Below are 23,574 nucleotides of genomic sequence, written 5' to 3'. Positions count from 1 at the left end.
TTTCAGATTATTCTGAAATTCGGCAGAAAGCGGCAGCAGGTGTCCCGCCGTCATGGCGGCCGGACGGCTCGCCCTGCGTCAGCCTGGAAATGCTGAGTCGTTTGAATCCCTTGCCTGCGTCTCTTCAGGAATCGATCCAGCAGCTGCACGGGGCGATTCAACTGCCGCCGAAATCGATTCAGCGCTCAACCCCATGCGATTGTTTTCGCGCGCAAATTCATCCTTGATGGCGCCGATTATTACGCGGATCGAGCGAAAAGACCGCTCGTGACGAAAGCCCTTGGCTTTTTGTGGATCACCGAAAACGTCTGGCAATGTACGAGCAAGCGCTTCACGACTTTCAATGATTTCGTGTTCTCGCTTGTTCTTCAAATATGCCTCGTTCTGACGAGCGATCTCAACCTGAGCATCGTAAACCGCCTTTACAGCGTGTTCACGATCGGATTGTTTTTCCTGCCATGCTGCTTTGTCCTTGTCCCATTTGAATTTCTTCATTTGGGCTTCGTATGGGTCATTAGCCCATTCTGTTTCCCAATCCGGCTCTTGGCCGAAACTGTTCATTTCAAAGACTTGTGCAACGTGAGCAGCAAGGTCATTCAACACCTGCGCAGATTGCGCACGAATTTGATGATAATCGACCTCTTGCACGATCCACTTTTTGCGGTGTGCTCCGAGTTCTTGCATCTTCTTCGTGTAGTCGGACTGTCTCAGATATCCCTTCTGTGCTTCCTCGCGTGAAACTCCTTGGCCATCGATTTCGAACAGAATTTCGTTTGGATCGCGTGCAGTTGGTTCTTCAACTTCGTCCGTTTCGCCTTCGGATTCAACTTGCTCGACTTCTTCGGAATCCGTTTCCGGTTGTTCCGTGTCGTTTTCGACTTCATCCTCAAGGGTGTTTGAAACCTCATCGGTTTCGTTGTCAGCATCTACTGTTTCGGTTGTTCCATCGGAGTCCAAAAGTTTTTCGATGTGTGTGGCCGCTTCATCGACCGAGTAACCAGTTCCCTCGACGGGAGTGTTGGTCAAATCCATGAGTATACCTCATTGTTGTTATTATTATCCGTATTTACAGATTTTTACGGAATTTATTGAGTTATGCGTCTTCCTGCTGTTGCGACGAGTTAACCTCAAATTCCCCGGCTTCAACGTACTTCTGCAAGCGAGACACAAACAGGTCACATGCGTACATGATCTTATGTAGGTCTTCGCGCTGCTCCGAATCCGCAACATTGGTTTTACGGAATTGATCGAAGAGTTCCTTGCGGACCTCCTCAATCGTCGCTTTAAATTCCGGCATGTCGAGCACGCGCTTTGCATTTTGGCCGCGTGCAATAATCTCCTGATTCATCGGTTGCTCCTTACTGCTGTGGAGGCATCATAGGGGCCTGCGGAGGAATCGCTGGCTGCTGTTGTGCTGCCTGCGCTAGTGCTGCTTGCTCCTGCTGTACTTGCGCTTCCTGTGCGTCCTGCTGCTGCATGGCCGTTTTGATCTGCGCGTGTGCATCTTGTGCGGCGATGGCAAAATCCACGTCGCTGCGCTCGCGTGCCTGCTCCTGTTGGATACGGGCAATATCGACCTGGGCCTGATACTTGGCCTCGATCTCGGCGCGCTTGAGTTCGAAATCCTGAACCATCTGGTCGCGCTTGAAGTCGTTCTCTACGCGCAACTTGTTCCACTCGAATTCGTACTGGCGTTGCTTCGCTTCCGCGTCCAACTGCGCCTTGATCCGCATTTCCTCGATGAGAGCCGCATTAGGGTCCGGGTCTGGCTGCGGAGGCGGTGGCGGTGGCAATGTCGATGGATCGACAAAGAACGCGCTGGCGTTCTTGAAACCGGCGTTCTCTGCGATCTTAGTCGCCGTGGTGTAAATGGTCTGCGGGTTCGCAATTCCCATCTGCTGGAACTCCGTCTGGAGGCCGAGTACCGCTTGGAGATTGGCCGCATTGCCGATCTTGTCGGTTACGCCGAACGCAACGTTCGCGGTCACGTCCATATCTGCATCCCATTCGTCGATGCGGATTGGCGCATAATTGCCGGTCAGGCGACGAATGAAGATTTCGGCCTCTTCCGGGTGGTTCACGAAGAGATCAACGATGATGCGGAACAGGTAGCGATAGCCGGTGTCCGCAAACTCGCGGCACACTTGCTCAACAAGCATTTGCTGGCTGCTTGCACGCTGCGCGTTTGCGGTCGCCGTTGTGTTCTGCAAGTCCGACGCATTCACGGACGCCAACGAACCACCAACACCAGTGGTGTAGTCGAGTTCCATTTTCAGGTTGTCGATGATCGGCTGTGCCTGCATCGCCGTAAACGGCTGCTGAATGAACGAGATGCCGCCGGTCGGGTCTTCACTACGAATGACTTTACCCGGATAGAGGTTCAGCAAGTCGTCAGGGCGGGTCACATCGGGATTAACGACAGTGATCGGATTGACCACCTTGTTTAGGTTGTCGTGCTGCGCTCGCGTGATCTGCGAAACCAAACGCTGTGTCGGGCCAACACGATCAACCATGCCCTGACCAAACAGAGTGTTCGGGATCGGGAACGGGACAAAGGCCGCATACGGATAGAACTTGCTGACTTCCTCACGATGGAGCAGCACAGGCTTGTTTTCTAGGTCGCCAGCAAGCACGAGGCGATAATGACGACGCTTGTTGTCGTTGATAGCCATGCGCGTGTAAATCTCGTACACGAGCACTTCATCTTCGACCTCTCCAACACCATCGTCGTAATCGGTTTCCTTGGAGCGCTGCAAAGCCATTCCATCCGGGTCGGCTTGTGCCGATGGAACCGCAGCAACCTTCTTCTCGTCAAAGCCCATATCGAGAAGTTCGGATCGACCAATGACGCGCTTGTGACCCTGCAACTTGGCGCGGATACCGCCTGTCTGCTGGTCAAACTGCGCATCCTTAGAGACGATGAAATCTTCCGGTGCTAGGTTCTGGATATTCAGTTGGATGTTTTCACGGACACGACGAATCTTGATATCGCGCACCTTCGGCTGCATCTGCTGCGCCATTGCTGCTAATTCGTCGGGAATGCCCGGCATTGGTTGCGCAGGAGCATCATATGGCTCACCGCGCTCTTCGATGATGATCTTTCCGGCTTCTTCCTGTGCAACGAGTTCAACCAACTGCTGATCGTTGAGACCCTTGAGGATTTCCGCCTTTAGTTCTTCTTTGTCTTTGCGGAACTCGACCATCGTAACACCGAGGCCAGTGAGAAAGCCGTTCTTTACCCACGGTGACAACATCGCAACGTGTGAGTTCTTTGAACGCACAACGAAGTTGCAAACGTCTGTCATTTGATCCGCAATTGGCTGATCGTTCGGTTCATTTGGGCAGAAACTGACAACCTGTTGCTGATTGTCGAATACGCGGATCAATTGCGCTGTTGCCCAATCCGTGCGTTCCTGTACGTCAGCGCTGATCCACTTGGATTTGCCATCACCCTTTTTGTCAGTTGGGAATGGCTCCCTCATGTAGAGTTTAAGGGCTTCTTCCTGCTTGTTTGCGATGTTTGTAACGGAGACGCCAACGGCTTCTTGAACCATCTTGGCAATGCTATTGACCAGCGTGTCCTCATCAACTTTTTTGATTTTGTTGAATTTCGCCATGGGGCCTTTCGCGACGGTTTTCCCGTCGTTCTCATTCTTATTGTTATTGTTCGTATTTACTGATTGGACGCATTTTTCGCGTCACTCGTACTGCGATAGGTCAACTGATGGGCGCATGTAGCGATCCAAGTTGAACTGACTTGCATATCGAGTTGGTGAGATCGCAAATGTCAGACACAACGCATCAGCGAAGTCAGGCGAATTGCCCTTCAATCGCTTCCTGATGTTGTCTTTCTTCTCGACTTTTATCTTGCCGTTTTCGCTGTCGTAAGTCGGAGTAACCAACTCTTTGATCAGGTCATCGTGCTTGGGAATGCAAACACCGCCATTAATGAACCACTCCCGGCATTCCCACCAAATCTGGTCGCGCAAGCGACTGTAGAGGTCAGGCTTACGTGTTGGCGAGTTCTGCACCATGATCTTTTTCGCGGGCAGCCCCATGTAGGCCAGGTTGACGTAAGCACCGTTACCGACGCCGTTAGCGTCAACGCAGATCGCCTTGGGTCGCAGTTTCGGAGGGGTTGCCTCGTACTCGTCGCGAACCTTCATCGCCAACTGCATGAGGTCTGTGCCGTTGAACTTGGAAATGCCGATAATCTTGTTGTCGTGGCGCTTTACGAGAACGCTACGGTCGCCACCATCGGCAGGGTCCAAGCCCCAAATGACCGGATAGGAAGCAGCAGGAACAACGTCCTCTTGGTCTACGGCGGCTTCTACTGCCCAACGCGGGATAAGGCCGTCTGTGTCGTTGTCTGGGAACTCGCCCTCAACCATGATCCGGTAGAGACGAGTATCGCGACCACCATAGAGCAGCGCCTTCGCCTCAAGGTCATCCGCCGTGACATGCGGTGCATCGGTCATGCGACCATGTACCTTTGTCCAAATCTTCTCGATTGGCCCGTTCCATGTTTCCCAAAAGAAGCCGTTTGTGCTCGATGGGTTGGAGATCAGGCAGAGTTTGCCGTTTGGGTCAGTGAGGACGTTTTCAAGCGCGTCCGTGAAGACCTCATCGGGAACACCAGTCGCCTCGTCCACAAAGACGAAGTTGTTGATCTGGTGGATACCGCGTGCTGCTGCAATGTTGTCCTTGCTGGCAAGCGCGTAAGTGGCAAAGCAGCCTGCGGAGTTCGTGTTACGCGCAATTTTGGTTGCTGTTAGCGTCCACCAATCCCGAAAGGTCTTGTCCATCTTCCCATAGAGAAGTTCCAGTTCCTTCCAGATACCACGCTGCAACTGGCCTTCGTTCGGGCCGAATATCGTTACCTGCACATCGTCATGTGTGAACAGCGACCACCAAACGAGGATCGCAAGCGCGTGGGTTTTACCGAAACCAACGCCACCTTTGAACGTGATGCGTTTGTGGTCTTGGAATGCTTTGACGAACTCGACCTGTTTTGCGCGAAGTGTCGAGCCAAATACGGTCAGTGCGAATAACGGAATGTCGTGATGAAAATCATTGAGAAGCGCAATAATCTCTTGTTCTTGCTGCTGCTTCTCCTGCTTTGAAATGCTCATGCGTATACAACCGGCTATTGAATCCGGTGGTATTTACATGCGGGTGCTACTTTGGAGGCTCAAATGAAAAGGCCCCGGAAACGGGGCCTTTTGTTATGCTGCTTTGGGCTTGCGACCGCGCTTTGGTTTAGTCGCTTCCGCCTCTTTCGGCTTCTTCGCTGCGCGAATTGCCTCCTGAAATTCCTTGTCGGAATCGGCTAGTTCAAGTGCGCCCTCTAATAGTGCGCGAGCCTCATCGAGATTGTCGACTTGCCAGAACTTGGCACCATCGAGTTCCAACGGCGTTTTGCCCAACTGGAGACGATATCCGCCGTCGTAGGCTTTGAACCAGTTGGTCTGCGCGATCTTGGTCAGCGGGTCTTTTTGGAGTTCTTCAACCTTCTTGATCTGTGTGCGAACCGAGTTCTTGAACAGCGTGATTGGATCGCGCTCGCCCTGCACTGGTTCTCTTGCCTTCTTGGCTGAGAACATTGCGCGAATGTCCATGCTCATTGGTGTGTCTCCGTTTCAAATCGACGTGCTTCTAGGCGGATACGCTTAAATAACAGGTAAACACCAACATAGGCGGAAACAATGAGAGTTCAATACGAAATCGCTAATGGACATCGTCGCGGTGAGAATGGCTTGCTCGAATATCTCAAGAGCAATCCCGGCACACCAAAGAGCGAAGCAATTGCAGCGTGGGTCGATGCAAAATTCGGCACATTCATTCGCACGACCATCAGCGAGGATTTCACAATCACGAGCGCAGACGAAAATCGTTTCATCGTGAATTTCACATACGAGAGTGACGCAAACGACTTTATCAAGCAGTTGGGCGGCCACCGATTGGAGGAGTAATGGCGAAACGCCCAATGACAGATGCGCAATTGGCTAACCTGAAAAAGAACCAGTTCACCAAGGGCAAGAGCGGAAACGTTAAAGGCCGTCCACCAATCCCGGAGGAGTTGAAGGCGTCGATTGCCTACCTGACGCCGAAAGCCATCGAGACGGTCGAAGAAATCATGCTGCACGGCAAGAACGAGATGGCTCGATTGAAGGCAGCGGAATTGTTCATCGCAACACACGTTAGCAAAGCCGCGCAGAAGGTCGATGTCTCCGGGGAGGTTCAGCACACGTTTACGAGCGACCTGCTGGCGAAGGCTGCACGAGCACGCGAAATCATCGAGGGGCAAGTGATCGAGGTCAGGCCTCTCCCTGCCCCCGATCCAGACGACGGGAAAGACGATGGACAGTAGGTGCTTCACTTTGAGTGAAACCCCAATATTTTCAGCATTTTAGAGCCCACCAATATATTAAGGGGTCTTTGAGGATAACAGGCGTTAATGGTTGCCTTGTTTGTGCCTCTGGCTAGAACGGAATTGTCTCGCTGAGGGATCAGCCGGACTGTTCTTTGAAACTGTTATTTGCGTGCGGATAGCCTCCTTTCGGGGAGGACTTCTGAAGACTTCGCCACTTCGAGTATGCCCGTGGCAGGGCAAGGGCTTGCGCCTCTCTGGTGGTCTAACTCGTTGCTCTAGCGGGTTTAATACGCTGCGGACGTATTCATGATCATTCGTCACTCCTTTGTGACACGCCCGATCATGGGGAAAAACAGCGGAAGCAAAGGAGCACGCTATGACTCTTGAAATGAACGAAACTACCTCTACCGAATCCGCAGTCTGCATTAGCGCGAGTGAGGTTCAAACCAATCTCGGAGCGGGGCCTGTACCGGGCCGTCGTGAGGCAGATGCCCTCTTGAAGAAGGCAAAGGATGCTGTGTCATCCTTGAAGACGGCAGAAGCGCGCGGACGCAAAGCGTTGGCCGCGATGGTCGCCACCTTCGTTGAGATGGGCGAAGCCTACATCACTAATGCGGAAGTCACTACCATCCTCGATGCCAAGTGCAGAATACATGGCATCGAACCGGTAAAACTCACCGGCACGGAAGATGGGGGCAAAAAGTCTCCGAATATCTTCCTTCCGCTGGTTCGGTTGATTGATGGTGATTGGGAACAGACTATCAAGAATGGTAAGGCTGTGACCAAGCCAGACGGCACGCCGAAAACGAAGTGGGTTCCTAACCGCTCGTTTGAGAAGTATGCGAGTGTTATTCGCTTCTTCATTCACAATCAGATCGGTCACGAAATGGTGGCTGAATATCTGGTGGGCGAAGAGCCGATCGTGCTGATTGACGGTAAAACGGAGGTCGCACCCACAATCACCGAAATTGTGAAGGCTGACACTGCACAGCAGAATTCCGATGGTCGCGAACGCACAGTTTGGACCGTCGAGGCGAAGGCTAGTGCGGCAGCACTCCAGCCGCTTTTCACTATCCCGTATACGGAGACGTTGAAAGCGGCCTTCACTTTGAGTGAAGACAACTACGGGTCAGCCATTATCCGCCTGGGGCCGAATGGTTTGGAAATCCTCGGTGATACGGGGATGAAGAACAATGGCCTTCTCGGAGTGGTCAAGCGCCAGACGCCGAACATGGCTAGCGCCTTCAAAAAGGCAATAGCCCTGTTGGGAAAGGGGCAGGCCAATGACTGATACGGTTAGAGGTAACAAGAGGGGCGGAGCAATCCGCCCCTTCTTCGTCTGGAGGACTGCATGAGCAAGTTTAATGATTCAATTCGTGAACGCTTGCGATTGCAGCGACTTAATGGCCTTCGTGACCGGCTAATGCGTGGCAGTCCAGATCCGATATATCCTGAAGAGTTCAAAGCCGTGTTTACGGACATGGATTTCCTCATGATTGACAGGATGTGGGAGGACTACAAATACCGGTCGCACTATCTGCAGAAGGCTCATGAGTTGGCACCAGATCACGTGAAGGCAGTCACCACTGAAAGCATGAGAACGGCACACAGCCTGAGCGAACTCCATTTGCAATGGCGCAAAGTCTTTGCCGATCTCAAGATGGATGACAGTGAACGCCGACTGACACTCTCACGAATTTGCGAGAGTCACGAAGGGGCTATGCGAGCCATTCCTACGATCAAGGAAGCACTTGCAACGCTCTCTGAACATGATCTGCGCTTTATCCAGCGACCTGTCGAACTACCGGAAGTCCCGTTGGACGAAACAATGTCCAAACACAGGGCTTTCACGGATCACGAACTTAGTCGTCGCTACGACTGGTTTTATCGTTGGCGCGACAAATTCGCGGTGAATGGTTTGCCATCTGAATCGATGGCTCTCAAATATCTGTTCCTATGGCAGTTAGAGAGTCACTTGGCCTTGCCCGAAAGGACAGGCCAGGACGATATGGGATGGTATCCCGCGTGTAGTTTCGGCGCGTAAAACAAAAGCCCCGGTTCGCCGGGGCTTTTTTATGGCGTTCACTCAAAGTGAAGTTTTCGGCGCTACGCAGGATGCACGATCACAGCGGCGAACTCAATTTCAAGGATTCTACGATGGTTATTGCCAATCATTACGATGATATGGTTTCGCTGTACAAGTGGGTGCTAGAGAACAAGGATCACGCTCACGAGTACCACGCACTTCAGTGGGAAATCTCCTTCGATATCGGTGACGACCTGTTTTTCAGCCGCCTGACCCACCTCAAAGAGGGAACGAGGGATGATTATGGCAAGAACACCAATGGTGATGAGCGCTCGATTGAGGCAGCAGAGTTTTGGACTGCGCTAAAGACCTTCGTCGATGCCCACGGATATGCGCTGGCCTACGATTACGACTTCAACGACCAACCGAAGGCTGAATACGTCGCGGGGATCAAGGAAGAGAACACGTTGTATTTCTCAGCAGCGGAGCGGTTCTACGAAAGCGATGAAATGAGGCGTGTGAACATGCGTTTCAGGTGCTTTTCAGAAAGACGTACCGCGCTTGCGTGGGTGATGGCCTTGGACGATCCCGAAGTGTTTGCGCAAGAGCATCGGCCACTTGGACCGCGTTTCCATATGTGGAGCGCCGATCCCAATCACGACTGACTGAGTGTTTTAGAAATCGTATCAAATCTGCGGATGCATGTAATAGAGATTTTAAAGAACCCATAGGGGGTGGTGCCCCCTACTGCCGTGCCGTAACCGACCCCAAGGCATTTCCGCGCAGTCACAGGGACCATAGGAGCATCATCCGTAAGCCGTACGAACACCCGCAGCACATAGTGCGCACCAAGCACGAACGCATTCCTTGACTGCTTCCCGGTCTCCTGTGATGTGCAGTCATCCGTAGAGGCATCAAGGAAGCGCAGCAGTATCCGAGTGCAGCAACGCGCACGGCATACCCGCCCCGCTAGCGGACGGGACTCCTGTGGACCCTGTGTGCGCTTCCCCATTGCAGCGCAGCAGCACGCGCAAGCCACAGCCAGGCGAAACGTTACAGGTCACGAAAAAGCCCAGCCGTTTCCGACTGGGCCATCCGATTGCTTGCGCAAGCAATCGTTGCGTTTACTTCTTCGCTGCTTTGCCCTTTGCGCGGCCAGCCTTCAAACGCTCGCTGCGCTCCATGCTGTGCAGGGCGATCACGTCTTGCAGCGCCTTGTCCGCTTTGATGGCGTCCTTTGCCGCGCCAAGCAGTTCGACCACTGCATCGAGGTCATTGGCCCGAAACAACTTGCTACCCGCAATCTCGAAAGCGTTGCGGCCAACACGAACGATGTAGTGTGCACCGTCCTTCTTGAACCAGAGCGACCGCGTGTTGATGTCCTTGCCGTCCTTGACCTGCTTGGCAAAAGCAATCTGCGTGTCGATCTTGCTGTAGAAGATTTCCAGCGGATTACGACCACCAACGTTGCCGGTCGTTGCGCTTGCCTTGAGCAGTTCCAGTGCGTTCGTCATTTGTAGTTCCTTTCGATCTAAGCAGTGCGTTACTGCCCTGCTGCCATTCCCTCCAATTGCCTTTGATCGAATAGGGCGAGCACTCATTTCCTATTTTGTGAATTCTTTTTCCTCGATACGACGGAGTAAGCGCACTACTTGTCCTGCTCCCCATTCCGCTCCACGTGGCGTTCGTATACCGCGTTCGTTCAATGCTGCTGCAATTGCTGCTGGCGTATCTATGCCGCTTTGTGTGATCGTCTGGACGTGCGTATGAATGCTTTGTGCGAACATGTTAGCACGTTCGATTTTCGCAGTGTTCGTTCCCCACTTAACGCCCTGCGCTATCTTCGCTTGGATTGCAGCCTTAGTCCGTTCTGATATGAAATCACGTTCCTGTTCCGCTACAGCACCCATTATGTGGAGCGTGAATTTGTTCGCGTGCGGAAGATCACAGGCGATAAACGGCACACCTTCTTTGATGAAGCCCGTTAGGAAATGCAGATCACGCGAAAGCCGGTCCAACTTGGCAATGACTAACGTGGCATTGTTCGCCTTTGCGAATTCCAAAGCCGCTTGCAATTGGGGCCTGTCATTGCGCTTACCGGATTCGATCTCTGTGAACTCGGCAATCACTGACCCATTGCGGGTGTTCTTCTCGACCTCAACACGCTGCGCTTCAAGCCCTAGACCGGACTTACCCTGCATCTGTGTGGAAACGCGATAATAAGCGACGTAGTTTGTCTGCACAGCAACATTCCTCTGACACGTTAGGAGCGTTGTTTGTCTGTTTCCAAAAAACTTTTAGGGCGAGCGCAAAGATAGGCTTGCCCTTTGATCCTACCTGTTGCAGCGCGTGGAATTCTTTTGAAAAGAGCGGTTGCCCTTTGATCGGCATGGTGCAGAATGCTCTGCCCTGCGGATTTCCTGCGGATACGCGACTGTTAGCGCGTGTCTGGTGTTGATTATGTGAAGTCTGAAATATTCCGTTGATATCTCGTTGATCCGCCCTATCCGTCCGCATACGGCTTATCGCTTATGAACATAAATGGCCAGAACTTCTCATTTCGTACATCTGGATAAAATTGCTCATCCAACCAGAGTGAAAACTTATTTCGGCCGCTGATAATCTCATCATTCTCCTTACTTTTCACCATAACAAGATTACCATACCCATCATCATCCATCATGATAGGGTTTTCATCCCGATACTGCTGGAAGTTTACCACCTCATTAGCCATATCATTGAGCCAATCCTCTATTGACTTATCGAAAACAAAAGCCGCCTCTTGTGCTAGGTTTACAAGTCTCCAATAACCTTCATCGCCCCACGCATCTCCGCTGTACTCTTCGCCAATGTCAATGAACTTTTGGTAGATTATTATCCGCTTGTCGTAGAGGCTAAGGCGGTATGCTTTTATCGCGTTCTCAACGCTCTGCTGGTGCTGCGTTCGCAAGAGCGCGTTCTGGCTATTGATCGTCTTCAACTGCTCATCAACTACGCGCTGATTTTCCGCAAATTGCTCCTGCGTCAATCTCGATTGCTCGCGGGCTTCCTCTAGTTCCTGCCTTTGTGTCATAACAGCCGCGACTAGCCAGATCACCGCTATTGGAGCGAACATTCCAGCCGTGAAGTCACCTATCGCGTTTAGTGATGTGGGATTGCTCGTAATGAAGGTCGCGACATGCCCCAAACCCAGAAGCCATACCGACGCAAGCCCGTAAGCCGCCGTGACCGCTAGGGCGATCCATAGCCAGTTGATATTTTTCTTTTTTGCCATCTCCGCCCCTCGCGATCCAACCGTTGCTAGATCAAACATCTGTGGACTACAAGCCGCGCGTCAATAGCCGCAGGGCTATTGAAAGGTGGCGATCCGATTGCATTAAGTGCAACCTCTGGTACAAGCACTTGGAAACAACGCTTTAGGCCTTACCTCATGGATGACAACAACGATCTCTTTGCAGCCATATCTTCAACATCAAACGCGAAGCATTTCCCCAAGACCTTGTCCCATTACACGAGTCTCGATGGCTTCCTTGGCATCATTAGAGAATCGCGAATCCGAGCCTCCAATATCCTTTTCCTCAACGACAAAGAGGAAATGCAGTACGGGATCAACGTTGCCAGAGACGTGATCAATGAACTCGTGGAACAAGAACCGAGCGCCGCAGCACTAAAACCAACTGGACGGTCACCCCGCCCCAACGTCATTCCCGACACCTACGCGTGCTGTTTCTGCGAGGAAGCAGACATGCTTAGTCAGTGGCGAGGTTACGGCTCAGCCAGCCAGAGTGTCTCAATTCAGTTCGACGGTCCTCTGTTAGCGAAAGTGGCGCGCGCTCTGCAATTCGATCTCGAGGCAGTCATCTACGGGAAGAAGCGTGCAATGGAACTCCTTCGCGAAACCCTAAATGACGAAGTCACAACCGCCACGATTATCCGCTCACTCTTGAAAGATGACGGCTACAATGTTGATGATTACCGGCGTTCGGTTACCTTGGACCTATCACCGCGGTTCAAGAATGATGCGTTCGCAGAAGAGAGAGAGTGGCGCATAATTGCAAAGGCACATGTCGTGAAGCAGGTCGAGTATCGAACTCGCGACAATGTAATCATGCCCTACGTGAACATTAGTAACCCAACAGTCGGCTTGCCAATCACTCGCGTGACAATTGGCCCAGGAAAAGACACCGCACTTACCCGCAAAAGCGTAGAAAAGTTCCTGTCTCAGACGCAATTTTATTCACACGTGAAGGCTGTGGAGTCGTCCATTCCGTTCCGTACTTAGACGGCGCCGCATTCACCCCACAAACTGTAATTTGAACAGCATGGCCTCTTTGGCATCTTCAAACAGGTAAAAATGGAAATCCGTGCAAGGGAGCGTCCAAGCGATTACCCTGTGCTTTGCGTTGGCATCGATCCAATCGATTGTCTCATACGTGGCTAGGCGGGGATAAACCAAATAGGTGCCGTGGCTCGTGAAGTGACCACCTGGAATTCCCAGCGCTAGTGTCGTGCTGGTTCCTGCGCTTGCTCGATACTCTGGGTGATTGCGGGCTTGGTCATACTCGGCTGCTGTATCATCACGCACGAATGTCCATGTGAATCCGTTTCCCGTAAATGGTGCGAGGTATTCCGGCTCGATCACATTGCCGATTGTGTCGAACAATTCGGTCTCATTATCCGCTAGAACCGTATGGCCGTTGATCTGGCAGTTATAGACGTTGCCTTGGTGATACAGGCTGACTTGGCCCTTAACTGTGACGCTGCTCATTGTGTTACTCCTTGAGATTGTTGCTCAAGGATATTTATGTAACCAGCCTCCCCGCTTAGTCCTTCGGCTTGTCGTCCTGCTTAATCAGGTCCAGTAGGTCTTTTGGTGTGGCATCCTTAGGCAGTTTCGGGTTCGCTGCCCACTTGTGGCCCAACTTAACTGCGCCTTCTGCGATGGACATTCCGATCAATCCAATGCCGAATGCCAATCCGTTAGTGGCTGCAATTCCGAAATATGCCACAGCGACTGGCGTCAAATAAGTTGCGCATAGTGCACCAACGATCACACTCGAAATGAGTTCCCATGTGAGTTTCTTGCCCTGCACTACTGCACGGACAAATGCACCGGCTAACCCTGCAAACAAGTGTGATGGGTCAATACCGATGCTGACGAGGAATGCGGAGAGTGCTTTGAAGAACGCGAGGATGGATTCAATCATGATGGGTTCTGCCTTTGTATTTGAACCCATCTGATACGAGTTCTGCTAGATTATTTACCCATATTGTGCTGTTTGAAGCGTCGTTTGAAACGAAGAAAGCCCGAGTGTGAAGACCGGGGCTTTCGGAGTAAGGAGCATACTATGAGCGGCTTTTTGTCCGCATTTCTATTTATCGTTTGACTTTCAATTGGAATTCCAACTGGCAAAGTCTTCTCCGGTGAGCATCCAAGCGTTGATCAACGTTGGTTTCTTTTTGTCGATTCTTTTCTATCTCGTGTATGAGTATCACCAACTGATTGCGCTCACGCTCCAGTTTGTATCGCATTCCATCCTCTTAGTCGTCCTGTTACCTAATCGACCTATTGCCGTTGATTAATCAGGACAACCTTTGTTCACTTCTTGTAGAGCGCCATTTCCGCAGCACGCCGATTGACGAGTCCCTGTAGCCGTTTGCCTCCTGCGTTCACCCATTGCATCCAACTGGCCTCGATCTGTGCAACCGGCGCTTTCGCATTGATGCGCTTGAGCAGTGTGGACTTGCCTAGATTGCCTTCGCCCAAATTGAAGGTCCAACTGACGAGCGCGGCGAACTGATTATCCGTTAGCGGGACTTTTACAAGGGAAGAAACGGCCTTCTCGAACCTTACGAGGTCCGCTCGTAGCAGCGTTTCCGCTTGTGCAGTTGTGATCTTCTTTTTGCCTACATCTGCGCGTGTGAGGCCCTTCGTGGACCCATAACCGATTGTCGGAACGTTTGCCGGACAGAGATAAGCAGTGGTGCGAAGGCCCTCAAACTGCTTGATCAGGTCCAAGCCTGCTTTATTGATTTGTCTATGTGTCGCCATCCCGTATTTACCGGATGACGCCTTGACACACTTGGGATTATGTTCCTATTTTGTTCTCATTCCGCGAATGGGAGAGAACTCATGAGACATCCGCGTGGCATCGATCTAACTGCCCCGTTTCGTCCCGCATCGTACGCGCCGCATAACCCCTCGCAGTATCACACGCTCCGGGGCCTACAGCAGTGGGAAGTGCTTGGAGCAAAGTGTGGGGCTTGCGGTCATATCGGCTGGCTCGACAAAGACGCTGTGATGCGGAAATGCGGCGACCAGTACTTGATGAACCTGCGTGGCCGTATCCGCTGCGAGTGCGGGAACAAGGACGGCAATATCGTGCTTATTGGCAACCTACCGAGATAGTCATGGCCGACTATGCGCGCTCAACGAACGGCCTTGTGTATCAGCGATCACCTGTCTGGATATTAGCGAATATCTCTCCAATCAAGTTTGCACTCGATGTATCTCCGTACCTACGCTGATCATTCACAATCCCTAGTTTCTTTAATCGAATTTCCGTAGCCTGCTTTGAAACACGAAAATATTGCGAGAGATCAAAGAGAAGTTCATTGTACGGCTGGTAATTCCAAGGCTTATCGTCCACGTAGATATAGCCAAAACCAATGTCGCGCATTTCTAGTCTTTTTCGACCAACTTCGACAGCGAGCCGGAAGACTTGATCGGGTAGGATTATCTCCGAAGCGAATAGGTTAGCCTGCAATTCTAGCCGCGTGAAATTGAAATTTTCTGCCCCCTCCACATCTACCAACAGGTCTCGCTCAATTACCGTTTCTGAGCGAAGATAATGTCCGTGCCGAAGACAGAAATGACCAATTTCATGGCCGATGGTGAAACGTTCTCGGAACTCGTTATCGTGAGAATTGATTTCAATCGAGTTCCGATCGAAATTTGCCGAACCCAAAATCAACGTACCGTCTTCATCGAAGATATTTTTTCGGCTGAACTTCAGTTCGAGGGACATCGCCGCGCATACTTCCGCGAGATCAACGTGACCGGCTTTATAGCCAATCCCTTCTAGAATCTCAGTGGCTAAAGCCCTGATGTCGTCCGTAGAAATGTACGGCACAGAAACTCCCTCACTCCCACCGGACGATTTGTCTTCCGCGCCTTGTTCAAAGCATTCCAACAACTGGCCTATGTCGCTGAAAAATTTCCCGTCAAAGTAGGCTGAGAATTTCAAAGACTTGACGCGATGTTTCTCGTCAAAAATCTGCGATTTTACGAAGGCACTTTCGACGGCGTACGGACGACGGCGATCCGCGACCACGTCCACCCCGGTCTCGTTGAACTTCACGATGCCCATTGATCTGCTTCTAGCAATGTTCTCCGCGCCTGATTGCAAGCGCGACGACACGACGAGAATGCCTTTCACGGAATGCCCGAATATTCGGCCCATCTTGTCGGAGAAATCAGTCACCCGGCTTTCAGGAATACCGGACTTGTAGTTCTTGCATTCGAAAACGACGTAGGAATGCGGCGCCTCTCTGCCCTCGCGATAAAGTTCTATCACGACATCGAACTCGACCGGTCTCCTCCTCTCCGGGCAGTCATATTTCGGCTTCTTGCGAATTATGCACCGTTCTGGCGGATATAGGTCGTAGACGAGATTTCCTCGCTCCTGCTGATTGATTAGATAGTCACAAAGTGCGTCTTCGAGACTATTGCCCTTAGCAGTGGAATTCACGACTGATCCTCGACAACAGCAACTGGGACAGGATCATCCTTCATTTTTCTAATTTCCGCTATTTCTAGGGGCCGATGCCTCGTTCTTTCAGTCGGTTCGCGAATTGCGGCTTTGCCTGTTTTTCTCCTCAAGGAACAATATCCTCTGCGCTTCCAACGCATTCACGAAGTCAGGGTTGTTTCTCATTTTCTCGCTTACGAAGTCATCAAACTCTCTTCGATCCTCCCTCGATAATGAATTAAGAAACGCGTCGTATTCATTCACGCGTTTCTTGTGCTCCGCCTCTTTGGAATAGTACCCAAGAGCGACAACGCCGATGCTTAACCCCGTAACTACTTTGATCCACGTGGGTATTGGGTCGAAATCATTGTAATGAATGACCCACACCATTATCAGAAATGCAAACCAACCACTCGCGAAGCCTATATTTGTATCTTTATCCATTGGAGTGACAGTCCCGAAGCAGGTGATAAAACGTCATTCCTATTCAATAAAAGAATTGGCCTGTAAGCGCAAACCCACAGGCCAAAGGTTAATCCACTAGCAAAGTCCCTTAAAGCGTCTTGCCGTTCGTGATATTGCGGAACTCCAATGTTCCGCATCCAGCCAATCGCTTACCTCCGCGCAATTGGTCGATGAGAACCGGCAAATGCTTCAATTGGCTCTCGCTGTAGTCCTTGCGCGGAAGCACTTTGTCCACATACAGGCCATCAACGTATTGCTGCCACGTTTGCTTGCCACCTGTTCCGCGCTTTGCGGTCGAGTAGCCCAACATGATGACTTTATCCGCTGGGTAGACATCAGCGATCATCGCCAGTTCCTCAATAAGGTGATCGAGCCAACGGCGATCACCCTTTGAGAAGTCCATGAACGGAACTGCGGTCTTGCCGAAGCGTGGCGAATAATCCACTCGCATATTGCTGCGCTGCAAATCGGCTAGTGGGTCCAAGCGCGATGGTAGCGCCTGAACCGTGATGTTTAGGTTTGTAAAAATATCGTCTAGGTTAATCGTATTCATTTCATTACTCCTTACTGAAAATGTTTGATCTTAGTGTCTGCTGTCATGGCATACGTCGCAGTTGCAATATAACTGCTGCGCCTGATCCAACCGCATTGGAGTTTGATTTTTCCAATATGCATTCGCCGCGTAGAGGGCCTTTACGGCTGCTTCAATTCGGTCAGCAGCATAATTGATTGCTTCAATTAGTTTTTCGTTGTCGCTCATTTTTGAGTTCTCCTTCTTCTTGCTCAAGTGTATTTACTATTTGAGTCACAAGAGCGCATCATATGCGTCGCTTTTAGGTCTTTTATTCGCCATTCCATCGCGGCGTCTTTTCCATCCTTCACGCATTGCGGCTCTCGCTTCTTCTGTGCGGATTCTTCCCATCTTTCCCCGACTGATCGCGTCCCTCTCCGCTTGCGTTCGTTTTCTTCCCATTAGTGAGTCACTGATCTTCTTCTTTGTCTCCTCAGTGTGGTTTGATCCCTTCTGGAACATTTTTCTCCTTTGCTGCTCGATATGCGGCCCAACGAGCCTTTGCGGCTTCGCTCTTGGCGGCTTTGGTTACTTCTTTGTCTTTTGTGCCCTTGCGTGCTGCGCTTATGCGTTGGCGGGTTTCATCGCTGCGAGTTTGGCCAGCGTTGCTCTGACGGATGCGTTCAATCGTTTCCTCGTCCCAGCGCTTACCAAGACGGGACTGGCGGATAGCCTCGATGGAATCCTCGCGGTGCGTGTCACCCTTCTTGAGGTGTTGGGCACGGCGACTTGCTTCGCGGTTCACGAACATTGCAGTTTCGAGGTTCATGACACCGGCTGCTTTCTCGGCACGTCCCTTCCATGTCAGAACGTAACCCCTATCGCTTTCCATGAAGCCCTTGAGGTTCCCGCGATTGAGAGCCTGCTGCATCGTGCGACGACGGCCCTTGCTGATCAGGGTCAGGTACTCCTCGAAAGTTAGTTCAAAGAGAACACCGGCACGTAGTTGACGGCTTCGGGAACTTTCGAACATACGCTCAAGATGAGGCGTAAGATTTTTATTGCTTTGTCGGCCGGTGATTGCGCTAATGACTTCGCGCGGCGATGAATCGACGTAAACGATATTGTCCATTTTGATCTCCTAATCTGACTGCCGGTATCCATTCGGCTTGCGTCAAATGTATTTACTATTTTACCACTACAGGAGCGCTCTTTCGTCTGTCATTATTTTTGTTCAAGAAAAAACCCGGCTCTAGATTTGGATACGAGCCGGGTTTCCATAGGAGACACAGGAATTGTCCTGCTGGGTATTTACATTCTGGTATGTACCCTACTTTCAGGACTCCTGAAGTAATAGGAACATTGGTTCCATAGTATTATTAGACAGGCATTACACTGAAGCAATAGGAACATTAGTACCATATACTACGTAGTAGTATATTGCACCAACGCCCCCATTTCCTCAGCGCAAAGCGCTGGCGACGGCGTCTCGCTTCGCGTTCTTTCGTTGGCACTCAAGACCCGCTTACTCGACTTGTCGCAGTCGCTTACGCTCGTCCTAGTTTGGCATTCTGCCAACTCAGGACTGGTGGCATAGTGGTCGCTCCGCTCCTGATTGTTTGGGGTCTGCCGACGGGTGGAGTTGTACTCCTTGATTTCCCGTTTGGGGTTGATTGGGTGGATCGTTGGTTGGGCCATTGGGTGGGAGATAGAAAAGGGCGCGTACAGCGATCACAAGCAGCACAGCAACCTCAGTCGTAAAGCGCACAGGAACACGTCATAGAGCGTCACTGGCTGCGTTGCGCCGTCACCGCGCAGCCATAACGCGCAAAATCGCCCCTGCGCTCTATGAGCCTCTATGACTGCTTTCCGTGCAGTCACTTTTCCTAGCGGTCGGCCTTTGCCCTACACGGCCAGCCCGAGTAACATGCGGAAGTTGCAGAGGGCACAACGATGACCGCACTTGTGAACTTTCAGGTTGGTGATGACCTATCGCAGCGCTTCATAGAAGCGGCAGCGACCAAGCAGCAATCACCAGACGAAGCCATCAAAGAGGCGATGGCCCTGTATATCCGACGCGTCCGCAATGAGCAGATGCGCGATGCTGCCGAACGCATTAGAGCCAACGAGGAAGACGAGGCCGATGTAATGCGCTGGATAGAAGCGCATAGCGTGTCACTCGATTAAATAGAACGAGGGCAATTTGCCCTTACTGCTCAGCCCGGAGGACAATGAGGTTCTCCGGGTTTTTCTTTATCGCCCTTTGGATGGCGAACCTGCATAATTCGAATATGGACCTACATACGCAAATCACAGCCAAATTCGAGACATTCCGCAATTACCGCATGACGATAAAGAAGGATCGGCTCGACCTCACACAGGATGAATTCCTCCGTTTCATCATCAAGGAAGGCATCGTTGATCGTGTCTTGTCACGACGTAAGGGACTACCGATCAAACGTATCGATGACATGAAGGCGTGGAGCCTCGACAACATCGAACCCGTAAACCGAACCGAATATGTGAAACTGACAAATCGCCAACTGAAACCGCGTTTGCGCGGCATTGTCAGGCCAGCAGCACGATATGGAGGAGAGGTGCTGACGGTTAGCGAATGGATTGCAGAACTACGTCAAAATGCATCCAACAACTAAATACGATATGAGAGCACTCCTTCCTCACTCCTAACGCTCTCAGCGATCATTGGATTTTACTCCGTCCATTGATTGCGTTCTGTAGCCCACTCGGTTTGCTCATTTGCCGAGTGGGCTTTTTCATATGTACGAGTGAAAACAATCGGTTGCCCTTTGAAATCAAAGGCACTAGCGGGGGTAGTTTTATAACGGAGGTAAATGCATGGTATATTTCACTTATTTGGTCTGCGCAGGGCTTCTGCTGCTAGCGCTTCGTGCTTGGTTCGTATTGGGCGAAATCAGCGATTACGTTACAGCAGCAAGCATCGAATTGACGCAGAAACGCATGGATCGCAACGCACGTCTATAAGACAGAAAAGCCCCGGATGTTTCTCACTCCGCGGCTTCACTTTGAGTGAACGCGGTAAATATGTGCATGAGTACGAAAAGAACACTGCAACTAAAGCAATTGCCTTCCGATGCACCAATCACACACACCTCATCATTGGTGCTTTCACCAATGACTATGGTTGACCTAACACCTGAACAATGCGCATTGGAGATTGAGTTACTATCTCGTAAGGCACAAAGCCATCTACAGAAATGCCGTGATCAAAGGCCCAATAGTGCCTTGCCCTTTGATCCAGCGTCATTCCATCCTGCTTATCAAGAAGCAGAATACAACCTTGATGCCAGTCGAGTTCTTGATCCCATGCGACCTCGTAGATAGCGTCGTCTGGGTGCGCAGCCTGTTGGTACCAGTCTGCGTCTTCTCGCCTCGCACACAGGAAATTCGAGGTTAGCCTCGATGGCTTACTCGGAAACTCCGAATCCCTTATTTCTTCAAAGCGCATTTCATCCGCATAGCGCAGATGGGCTTTTCCATACTGTTTGATCACCGTACCCCAATTCCCCGGCTGAATAATCGAGCCGGGGACGAGGTTGCGGCTAGTGACATAAAAACCAACTGTGTCCAAAGCCATTGCTTACCTTAATCGGGTGATGAAATACGTCTGTTTGCCCTTGCGAGCGCCGTCCACACACATAACGGCATCTTCGTACTAAAGGACAAGTCCCGCTCCACGGTCAATCCGAATGGACCTTTGACGCTTTCCAGTTCCTCGACACTGACATAACCGAGTTCAGGCGTGCCGTGGCCGACATCGCACAGACCAAAGCAACGACTATCGGGTTCCATTTCAGTGATGATCCAGGTCGCGTTTGCCCAAGGCGTGAACCATTTGACGACCGGGATATGATCGGTGTCGCGAGCAGTCACATTGTTGTTGATGAGTTGAGCGCGTAGTTCAGCAGTGAGCAGTTTCATGCTGCCACCTCAACCGACGCCATTCCTTGCACGTTTACGCTTGCTTGTTGCTCGATCATTTTGCGTTCTGCTTTCCATTCGGAAACGCTGCTGAACACCTGATCGAACTTCACGCCATCGATCTTACCCCACACACGAAAACCAGTAGCAATCATTTGCATCTCCATTTGCAACTTACAAATGGGACGCTAAAGCCGCTTGCCACTTTTGCGAGCAAAGATTACTTAGGCAACCAAAAGAGTTTGATTGACTTAAATGCTTGTGTTTGCACGCGTTTTTCGGTTGACGCCCCCACTAACAATGCTACTGTGCAACTCGTCGCACCAGGCAAGATGGAATTGCGGCCCGCGCAGGCTTTCGGGATCCTCGGACGAGAAAATTTGCGCGATCGAACCGTTCGGCCAGACCAGCCGCCGGCGCGAGGCTTCGAACTCCGGGCGCTGTCCGCGCGCGATCCGGCAAATGCCCGATACGCCGTCGACCATCACCTCGCGCGCGTCACCCAGCGTTTCCGCCACCAGCGCGATCCTCAGTTTCGGCTCTCGCAGCGCGCTCTCGTGCACCCACTCGGCGCCGGCGCGCGTCTTGCCCGATCCGCGCCCACCCATCAGCAGCCACACCCGCCAGTCCCCCTCGGGCTCCTCCTGCGACGGATGCCGCTCCATCGGCCAAAGCCGCATCGCCTGGCTGAGGACCTGTGCGGTGCAGGACGGGTCTCCAAAATCGAGCGAACGGTTCTCCGGCGGGGCGTGCCCATCAGCTTCGAGCGGTCCCGGGCGAATGGAGGCAGCAACGTCCGCATCGTACCCGTCAGCCACGGGGGCCGTTACAGCGCCGCCTTCGTGGCTGCCCCGCTCCAGGCGGTCGACCTGTTCGAGGACGCCCATTCGGAGCGTCTCACGCCGTTCGCCGATCCGCTCCACTTCTGTCGCCATGCGGCCCGCCATGTCCTGGAGTGCTTTGCGAATGTTCCTTGCGAGCCGGCGCCGCTCACGGGCTGTTCGCTCCGTCTTCGCCAGCCCCCTTTGCCGGCCCCATTCCCGGATCGGCGGCCGACCCCGTTCCGCATCGCTCATGATCGGCCTTCCATTGCTCGATGTAGGCTTGCACCTTCGCATTGACCCGGCGGTCGAACTCGGCGACCACCGCATCGTAGTCGGCAACCTCGCCGCGACGCTCGTCGGCATCGCGCCGCTCGCTTAAGATTGCGCGCTGCAGGCTGTCGATTTTTTCCAACGTTCGCACGATCAGCGAAACGGCCTCGATCGCCGCCTTCGCGTCCGCCTGGGCAAGCTTGCGGTCTGCTTCGTCTTCGGCCGCATCCGCCACGTGCTCGGCCGTGCGGCGCTGGCTCTGGAACCGCTGGAAGCGCTCGCGCAGCTCCTTCGTCATTTCGGAGAGCATCGTCTGCATCTCATCGAGCGGCTCGCCACCGCTGTCCGCTTTCATGTCGAGGAGTACGGTCGCCCTTTCGACGCGGCCTTCTTCCCAGCGGTCCGGCCGTGTGCCTCCATCATAAGCAAGGTCCGTTGCGGGCATGCCGAAAAGGTCGGCATCGATGTCATCGAAGGTGTGCATGACCATTGCTCCGGAAATGGAAAAAGCGCCGCATTCCGGTGAGAATGGGCGCTTCTGTCTCAGCTCTGTGCCAGCCAGCCGGCGGGCGGATATCACCTTGGTGGAAACCGGTCGCTGTTGGGCTCCGGACTGGCCGAAGGCCTCCCGGCAAATCTGGCCGATACCAACGTTTGCGTCGTCGACGCGTTTCCCCGGTAGCGATCTCTTCTTCTTCCGGGACCTCGCCGCGACTTCCGGTCGTCGGGCGATCTCTCCGCCCGCACTTTTCCGACTGTAGGCCAACACTAGCAAACCACCGTCACGCTGTCAAGGATTTTTTTCCTATTTTGCGAGAAGCCCTTCTCGCGGCCGCACCTTGCTCCCTAAGCTGTTACCTTCCGGGCGGACCAGATCCGTGCTATTTTTTTGCATGACGTCCGAGGATCTTGTTCAGATGGCGCTGGCCCTGCCCGGCACCGAGGAGAATGCCCATTTCGGCAAGCGCGACTTCCGGGTGGCAGGCCGCATCTTCCTGACCCTGCCGGAGGCCGGTCGCGCCGTTTGCAAGCTGACGCGCCACCAGCAGGCCATGCTGGTTGAAACGCAACCCGGCCTTTGCGCCGCCGTTCCCGGCGGCTGGGGCCACAGGGGCTGGACCTCGCTCTACTTCGACAGCGCCGAAGTCGATACCGTCCACCACATCGTCCAGACGGCCTGGCGCAATGTTGCACCCGTAGCCACCGCCGGCGAAAATGACGGTGCCACCAGGCACTGAGACGCCCGTTTGAAGCCACTTTCCACACCGAGGACAAGGCGGCTGAAATTTGTGATTTCCTTTCTTTACCCGGGTGAATAAGAGTCGCGCTGGATCGCCGGGCCCTCGGCGATCCTCCATATTGAGACGAAAAGAGTCCTTTCACACGACTCAACC

Annotated in this window: 30 protein-coding genes and 1 pseudogene; 9 read left to right on the top strand and 22 right to left on the bottom strand. The window is 52.5% G+C overall.

Annotated features, from left to right (window positions below; genetic code table 11):
* Positions 1–78: 78 nt before the first annotated feature.
* The 5 genes from J2Y48_RS12325 to J2Y48_RS12305 form a co-directional block, all read right to left on the bottom strand.
* Positions 79–1,032 carry a hypothetical protein gene (locus J2Y48_RS12325; protein ID WP_310417919.1) on the bottom strand — a complete coding sequence of 318 codons (954 nt, stop codon included), beginning with the start codon at positions 1,030–1,032 and terminating at the stop codon, positions 79–81.
* Positions 1,033–1,093: 61 nt separating this feature from the next.
* Complete coding sequence (locus J2Y48_RS12320) at positions 1,094–1,348, bottom strand: hypothetical protein (RefSeq protein ID WP_310417916.1); 255 nt, start codon at positions 1,346–1,348, stop codon at positions 1,094–1,096.
* Between the two features lie 10 nt (positions 1,349–1,358).
* Positions 1,359–3,617: a hypothetical protein gene (locus tag J2Y48_RS12315; RefSeq protein WP_310417913.1), complete on the bottom strand. Its 2,259-nt coding sequence runs from the start codon at positions 3,615–3,617 to the stop codon at positions 1,359–1,361.
* A gap of 81 nt (positions 3,618–3,698) precedes the next feature.
* Positions 3,699–5,132: a terminase large subunit domain-containing protein gene (locus tag J2Y48_RS12310; protein WP_310417910.1), complete on the bottom strand. Its 1,434-nt coding sequence runs from the start codon at positions 5,130–5,132 to the stop codon at positions 3,699–3,701.
* A 93-nt stretch (positions 5,133–5,225) separates the two neighbouring features.
* Positions 5,226–5,624, bottom strand: coding sequence for a hypothetical protein (locus tag J2Y48_RS12305; protein ID WP_310417907.1), 399 nt, complete (start codon positions 5,622–5,624; stop codon positions 5,226–5,228).
* An 81-nt stretch (positions 5,625–5,705) separates the two neighbouring features.
* On the opposite strand from J2Y48_RS12305, the gene J2Y48_RS12300 reads away from it, so the two are divergent.
* The 5 genes from J2Y48_RS12300 to J2Y48_RS12280 all read left to right on the top strand — a co-directional run bounded on the left by J2Y48_RS12300 (position 5,706) and on the right by J2Y48_RS12280 (position 9,064).
* Positions 5,706–5,972 carry a hypothetical protein gene (locus tag J2Y48_RS12300; RefSeq protein WP_310417904.1) on the top strand — a complete coding sequence of 89 codons (267 nt, stop codon included), beginning with the start codon at positions 5,706–5,708 and terminating at the stop codon, positions 5,970–5,972.
* Positions 5,972–6,370 carry a DUF5681 domain-containing protein gene (locus tag J2Y48_RS12295; protein WP_310417901.1) on the top strand — a complete coding sequence of 133 codons (399 nt, stop codon included), beginning with the start codon at positions 5,972–5,974 and terminating at the stop codon, positions 6,368–6,370. The genes J2Y48_RS12300 and J2Y48_RS12295 overlap by 1 nt, the downstream gene beginning before the upstream one ends.
* 379 nt (positions 6,371–6,749) lie before the next feature.
* On the top strand, positions 6,750–7,664 hold the full coding sequence (locus J2Y48_RS12290) for a hypothetical protein (protein WP_310417898.1): 915 nt from the start codon (positions 6,750–6,752) through the stop codon (positions 7,662–7,664).
* Between the two features lie 60 nt (positions 7,665–7,724).
* Positions 7,725–8,417 carry a hypothetical protein gene (locus tag J2Y48_RS12285; protein WP_310417895.1) on the top strand — a complete coding sequence of 231 codons (693 nt, stop codon included), beginning with the start codon at positions 7,725–7,727 and terminating at the stop codon, positions 8,415–8,417.
* A 113-nt stretch (positions 8,418–8,530) separates the two neighbouring features.
* The gene (locus J2Y48_RS12280; protein ID WP_310417892.1) at positions 8,531–9,064 is read left to right on the top strand and encodes a hypothetical protein; all 534 of its coding nucleotides are present in this window, start codon (positions 8,531–8,533) and stop codon (positions 9,062–9,064) included.
* A 459-nt stretch (positions 9,065–9,523) separates the two neighbouring features.
* On the opposite strand, the gene J2Y48_RS12275 is transcribed toward J2Y48_RS12280, so the two are convergent.
* The 3 genes from J2Y48_RS12275 to J2Y48_RS12265 all read right to left on the bottom strand — a co-directional run bounded on the left by J2Y48_RS12275 (position 9,524) and on the right by J2Y48_RS12265 (position 11,673).
* Complete coding sequence (locus tag J2Y48_RS12275; protein ID WP_310417889.1) at positions 9,524–9,913, bottom strand: hypothetical protein; 390 nt, start codon at positions 9,911–9,913, stop codon at positions 9,524–9,526.
* Between the two features lie 90 nt (positions 9,914–10,003).
* On the bottom strand, positions 10,004–10,642 hold the full coding sequence (locus tag J2Y48_RS12270; protein ID WP_310417883.1) for a recombinase family protein: 639 nt from the start codon (positions 10,640–10,642) through the stop codon (positions 10,004–10,006).
* A 260-nt stretch (positions 10,643–10,902) separates the two neighbouring features.
* Positions 10,903–11,673 (bottom strand): hypothetical protein, encoded by a 771-nt coding sequence (locus J2Y48_RS12265; protein WP_310417880.1) that lies wholly within the window; start codon positions 11,671–11,673, stop codon positions 10,903–10,905.
* Between the two features lie 156 nt (positions 11,674–11,829).
* Here J2Y48_RS12265 and J2Y48_RS12260 point away from each other — a divergent pair, with 156 nt between their 5' ends.
* Positions 11,830–12,681, top strand: coding sequence for a DUF2971 domain-containing protein (locus tag J2Y48_RS12260; RefSeq protein WP_310417877.1), 852 nt, complete (start codon positions 11,830–11,832; stop codon positions 12,679–12,681).
* Between the two features lie 12 nt (positions 12,682–12,693).
* Here the strand turns inward: J2Y48_RS12260 and J2Y48_RS12255 are convergent, their stop codons facing one another.
* The 9 genes from J2Y48_RS12255 to J2Y48_RS12220 form a co-directional block, all read right to left on the bottom strand.
* Positions 12,694–13,167 carry a hypothetical protein gene (locus tag J2Y48_RS12255; RefSeq protein ID WP_310417875.1) on the bottom strand — a complete coding sequence of 158 codons (474 nt, stop codon included), beginning with the start codon at positions 13,165–13,167 and terminating at the stop codon, positions 12,694–12,696.
* A gap of 55 nt (positions 13,168–13,222) precedes the next feature.
* Positions 13,223–13,606, bottom strand: coding sequence for a hypothetical protein (locus J2Y48_RS12250; RefSeq protein ID WP_310417872.1), 384 nt, complete (start codon positions 13,604–13,606; stop codon positions 13,223–13,225).
* Positions 13,607–13,998: 392 nt separating this feature from the next.
* Entirely contained in the window at positions 13,999–14,451 is a 453-nt protein-coding gene (locus J2Y48_RS12245) for a lysozyme (protein WP_310417868.1), read from the bottom strand.
* Between the two features lie 397 nt (positions 14,452–14,848).
* Positions 14,849–16,150: an ImmA/IrrE family metallo-endopeptidase gene (locus J2Y48_RS12240; protein WP_310417865.1), complete on the bottom strand. Its 1,302-nt coding sequence runs from the start codon at positions 16,148–16,150 to the stop codon at positions 14,849–14,851.
* Between the two features lie 87 nt (positions 16,151–16,237).
* On the bottom strand, positions 16,238–16,594 hold the full coding sequence (locus J2Y48_RS12235) for a hypothetical protein (RefSeq protein ID WP_310417862.1): 357 nt from the start codon (positions 16,592–16,594) through the stop codon (positions 16,238–16,240).
* Positions 16,595–16,703: 109 nt separating this feature from the next.
* A complete protein-coding gene (locus J2Y48_RS12230; protein WP_310417859.1) occupies positions 16,704–17,168 on the bottom strand; it encodes a hypothetical protein in 465 nt (154 codons plus the stop codon).
* Between the two features lie 30 nt (positions 17,169–17,198).
* Positions 17,199–17,375 carry a hypothetical protein gene (locus J2Y48_RS12225; protein WP_310417856.1) on the bottom strand — a complete coding sequence of 59 codons (177 nt, stop codon included), beginning with the start codon at positions 17,373–17,375 and terminating at the stop codon, positions 17,199–17,201.
* 45 nt (positions 17,376–17,420) lie between these two features.
* Complete coding sequence (locus J2Y48_RS25370) at positions 17,421–17,648, bottom strand: NUMOD3 domain-containing DNA-binding protein (protein WP_405030219.1); 228 nt, start codon at positions 17,646–17,648, stop codon at positions 17,421–17,423.
* Positions 17,620–18,258, bottom strand: a complete 639-nt coding sequence (locus J2Y48_RS12220) for an NUMOD3 domain-containing DNA-binding protein (protein ID WP_310417852.1) — start codon at positions 18,256–18,258, stop codon at positions 17,620–17,622. The genes J2Y48_RS25370 and J2Y48_RS12220 overlap by 29 nt, the downstream gene beginning before the upstream one ends.
* Positions 18,259–19,079: 821 nt before the next feature.
* On the opposite strand from J2Y48_RS12220, the gene J2Y48_RS12215 reads away from it, so the two are divergent.
* Both J2Y48_RS12215 and J2Y48_RS12210 read left to right on the top strand, forming a co-directional pair.
* A complete protein-coding gene (locus J2Y48_RS12215) occupies positions 19,080–19,313 on the top strand; it encodes a hypothetical protein (protein ID WP_310417849.1) in 234 nt (77 codons plus the stop codon).
* A 44-nt stretch (positions 19,314–19,357) separates the two neighbouring features.
* Positions 19,358–19,780: a hypothetical protein gene (locus J2Y48_RS12210; protein ID WP_310417845.1), complete on the top strand. Its 423-nt coding sequence runs from the start codon at positions 19,358–19,360 to the stop codon at positions 19,778–19,780.
* A gap of 503 nt (positions 19,781–20,283) precedes the next feature.
* Here the strand turns inward: J2Y48_RS12210 and J2Y48_RS12205 are convergent.
* The 5 genes and pseudogenes from J2Y48_RS12205 to J2Y48_RS12185 all read right to left on the bottom strand — a co-directional run bounded on the left by J2Y48_RS12205 (position 20,284) and on the right by J2Y48_RS12185 (position 22,664).
* The gene (locus J2Y48_RS12205; RefSeq protein WP_310417842.1) at positions 20,284–20,742 is read right to left on the bottom strand and encodes a hypothetical protein; all 459 of its coding nucleotides are present in this window, start codon (positions 20,740–20,742) and stop codon (positions 20,284–20,286) included.
* 8 nt (positions 20,743–20,750) lie between these two features.
* A complete protein-coding gene (locus J2Y48_RS12200; RefSeq protein ID WP_310417839.1) occupies positions 20,751–21,086 on the bottom strand; it encodes a DUF2958 domain-containing protein in 336 nt (111 codons plus the stop codon).
* Positions 21,083–21,241: a hypothetical protein gene (locus J2Y48_RS12195; RefSeq protein WP_310417835.1), complete on the bottom strand. Its 159-nt coding sequence runs from the start codon at positions 21,239–21,241 to the stop codon at positions 21,083–21,085. The genes J2Y48_RS12200 and J2Y48_RS12195 overlap by 4 nt, the downstream gene beginning before the upstream one ends.
* 156 nt (positions 21,242–21,397) lie before the next feature.
* A pseudogene (locus J2Y48_RS12190) lies at positions 21,398–21,766 on the bottom strand (terminase large subunit domain-containing protein); the annotation flags it as partial.
* A gap of 310 nt (positions 21,767–22,076) precedes the next feature.
* Entirely contained in the window at positions 22,077–22,664 is a 588-nt protein-coding gene (locus J2Y48_RS12185; protein WP_310417831.1) for a hypothetical protein, read from the bottom strand.
* 409 nt (positions 22,665–23,073) lie between these two features.
* On the opposite strand from J2Y48_RS12185, the gene J2Y48_RS12180 reads away from it, so the two are divergent.
* A complete protein-coding gene (locus tag J2Y48_RS12180) occupies positions 23,074–23,418 on the top strand; it encodes an MmcQ/YjbR family DNA-binding protein (protein WP_310418839.1) in 345 nt (114 codons plus the stop codon).
* The last annotated feature ends 156 nt before the right edge of the window (positions 23,419–23,574 follow it).

It is taken from the genome of Mycoplana sp. BE70 (genome assembly GCF_031455855.1).
In the GTDB taxonomy this organism is placed as follows: Bacteria; Pseudomonadota; Alphaproteobacteria; order Rhizobiales; family Rhizobiaceae; genus Mycoplana.
The sequence above is the reverse complement of the archived record's forward strand: the minus strand, read 5'-3'. Positions and strand labels throughout refer to the sequence as shown.

What these genes read in the sequence shown, in the direction of transcription:
- J2Y48_RS12325 (WP_310417919.1), bottom strand. Translation starts at nt 1,032, where the DNA reads ATGGATTTGACCAACACTCCCGTCGAGGGAACTGGTTACTCGGTCGAT.
- J2Y48_RS12320 (WP_310417916.1), bottom strand. Translation starts at nt 1,348, where the DNA reads ATGAATCAGGAGATTATTGCACGCGGCCAAAATGCAAAGCGCGTGCTC.
- J2Y48_RS12315 (WP_310417913.1), bottom strand. Translation starts at nt 3,617, where the DNA reads ATGGCGAAATTCAACAAAATCAAAAAAGTTGATGAGGACACGCTGGTC.
- J2Y48_RS12310 (WP_310417910.1), bottom strand. Translation starts at nt 5,132, where the DNA reads ATGAGCATTTCAAAGCAGGAGAAGCAGCAGCAAGAACAAGAGATTATT.
- J2Y48_RS12305 (WP_310417907.1), bottom strand. Translation starts at nt 5,624, where the DNA reads ATGAGCATGGACATTCGCGCAATGTTCTCAGCCAAGAAGGCAAGAGAA.
- J2Y48_RS12300 (WP_310417904.1), top strand. Translation starts at nt 5,706, where the DNA reads ATGAGAGTTCAATACGAAATCGCTAATGGACATCGTCGCGGTGAGAAT.
- J2Y48_RS12295 (WP_310417901.1), top strand. Translation starts at nt 5,972, where the DNA reads ATGGCGAAACGCCCAATGACAGATGCGCAATTGGCTAACCTGAAAAAG.
- J2Y48_RS12290 (WP_310417898.1), top strand. Translation starts at nt 6,750, where the DNA reads ATGACTCTTGAAATGAACGAAACTACCTCTACCGAATCCGCAGTCTGC.
- J2Y48_RS12285 (WP_310417895.1), top strand. Translation starts at nt 7,725, where the DNA reads ATGAGCAAGTTTAATGATTCAATTCGTGAACGCTTGCGATTGCAGCGA.
- J2Y48_RS12280 (WP_310417892.1), top strand. Translation starts at nt 8,531, where the DNA reads ATGGTTATTGCCAATCATTACGATGATATGGTTTCGCTGTACAAGTGG.
- J2Y48_RS12275 (WP_310417889.1), bottom strand. Translation starts at nt 9,913, where the DNA reads ATGACGAACGCACTGGAACTGCTCAAGGCAAGCGCAACGACCGGCAAC.
- J2Y48_RS12265 (WP_310417880.1), bottom strand. Translation starts at nt 11,673, where the DNA reads ATGGCAAAAAAGAAAAATATCAACTGGCTATGGATCGCCCTAGCGGTC.
- J2Y48_RS12260 (WP_310417877.1), top strand. Translation starts at nt 11,830, where the DNA reads ATGGATGACAACAACGATCTCTTTGCAGCCATATCTTCAACATCAAAC.
- J2Y48_RS12255 (WP_310417875.1), bottom strand. Translation starts at nt 13,167, where the DNA reads ATGAGCAGCGTCACAGTTAAGGGCCAAGTCAGCCTGTATCACCAAGGC.
- J2Y48_RS12250 (WP_310417872.1), bottom strand. Translation starts at nt 13,606, where the DNA reads ATGATTGAATCCATCCTCGCGTTCTTCAAAGCACTCTCCGCATTCCTC.
- J2Y48_RS12245 (WP_310417868.1), bottom strand. Translation starts at nt 14,451, where the DNA reads ATGGCGACACATAGACAAATCAATAAAGCAGGCTTGGACCTGATCAAG.
- J2Y48_RS12235 (WP_310417862.1), bottom strand. Translation starts at nt 16,594, where the DNA reads ATGGATAAAGATACAAATATAGGCTTCGCGAGTGGTTGGTTTGCATTT.
- J2Y48_RS12230 (WP_310417859.1), bottom strand. Translation starts at nt 17,168, where the DNA reads ATGAATACGATTAACCTAGACGATATTTTTACAAACCTAAACATCACG.
- J2Y48_RS12225 (WP_310417856.1), bottom strand. Translation starts at nt 17,375, where the DNA reads ATGAGCGACAACGAAAAACTAATTGAAGCAATCAATTATGCTGCTGAC.
- J2Y48_RS25370 (WP_405030219.1), bottom strand. Translation starts at nt 17,648, where the DNA reads ATGTTCCAGAAGGGATCAAACCACACTGAGGAGACAAAGAAGAAGATC.
- J2Y48_RS12220 (WP_310417852.1), bottom strand. Translation starts at nt 18,258, where the DNA reads ATGGACAATATCGTTTACGTCGATTCATCGCCGCGCGAAGTCATTAGC.
- J2Y48_RS12215 (WP_310417849.1), top strand. Translation starts at nt 19,080, where the DNA reads ATGACCGCACTTGTGAACTTTCAGGTTGGTGATGACCTATCGCAGCGC.
- J2Y48_RS12210 (WP_310417845.1), top strand. Translation starts at nt 19,358, where the DNA reads ATGAGGTTCTCCGGGTTTTTCTTTATCGCCCTTTGGATGGCGAACCTG.
- J2Y48_RS12205 (WP_310417842.1), bottom strand. Translation starts at nt 20,742, where the DNA reads ATGGCTTTGGACACAGTTGGTTTTTATGTCACTAGCCGCAACCTCGTC.
- J2Y48_RS12200 (WP_310417839.1), bottom strand. Translation starts at nt 21,086, where the DNA reads ATGAAACTGCTCACTGCTGAACTACGCGCTCAACTCATCAACAACAAT.
- J2Y48_RS12195 (WP_310417835.1), bottom strand. Translation starts at nt 21,241, where the DNA reads ATGATTGCTACTGGTTTTCGTGTGTGGGGTAAGATCGATGGCGTGAAG.
- J2Y48_RS12185 (WP_310417831.1), bottom strand. Translation starts at nt 22,664, where the DNA reads ATGCACACCTTCGATGACATCGATGCCGACCTTTTCGGCATGCCCGCA.
- J2Y48_RS12180 (WP_310418839.1), top strand. Translation starts at nt 23,074, where the DNA reads ATGACGTCCGAGGATCTTGTTCAGATGGCGCTGGCCCTGCCCGGCACC.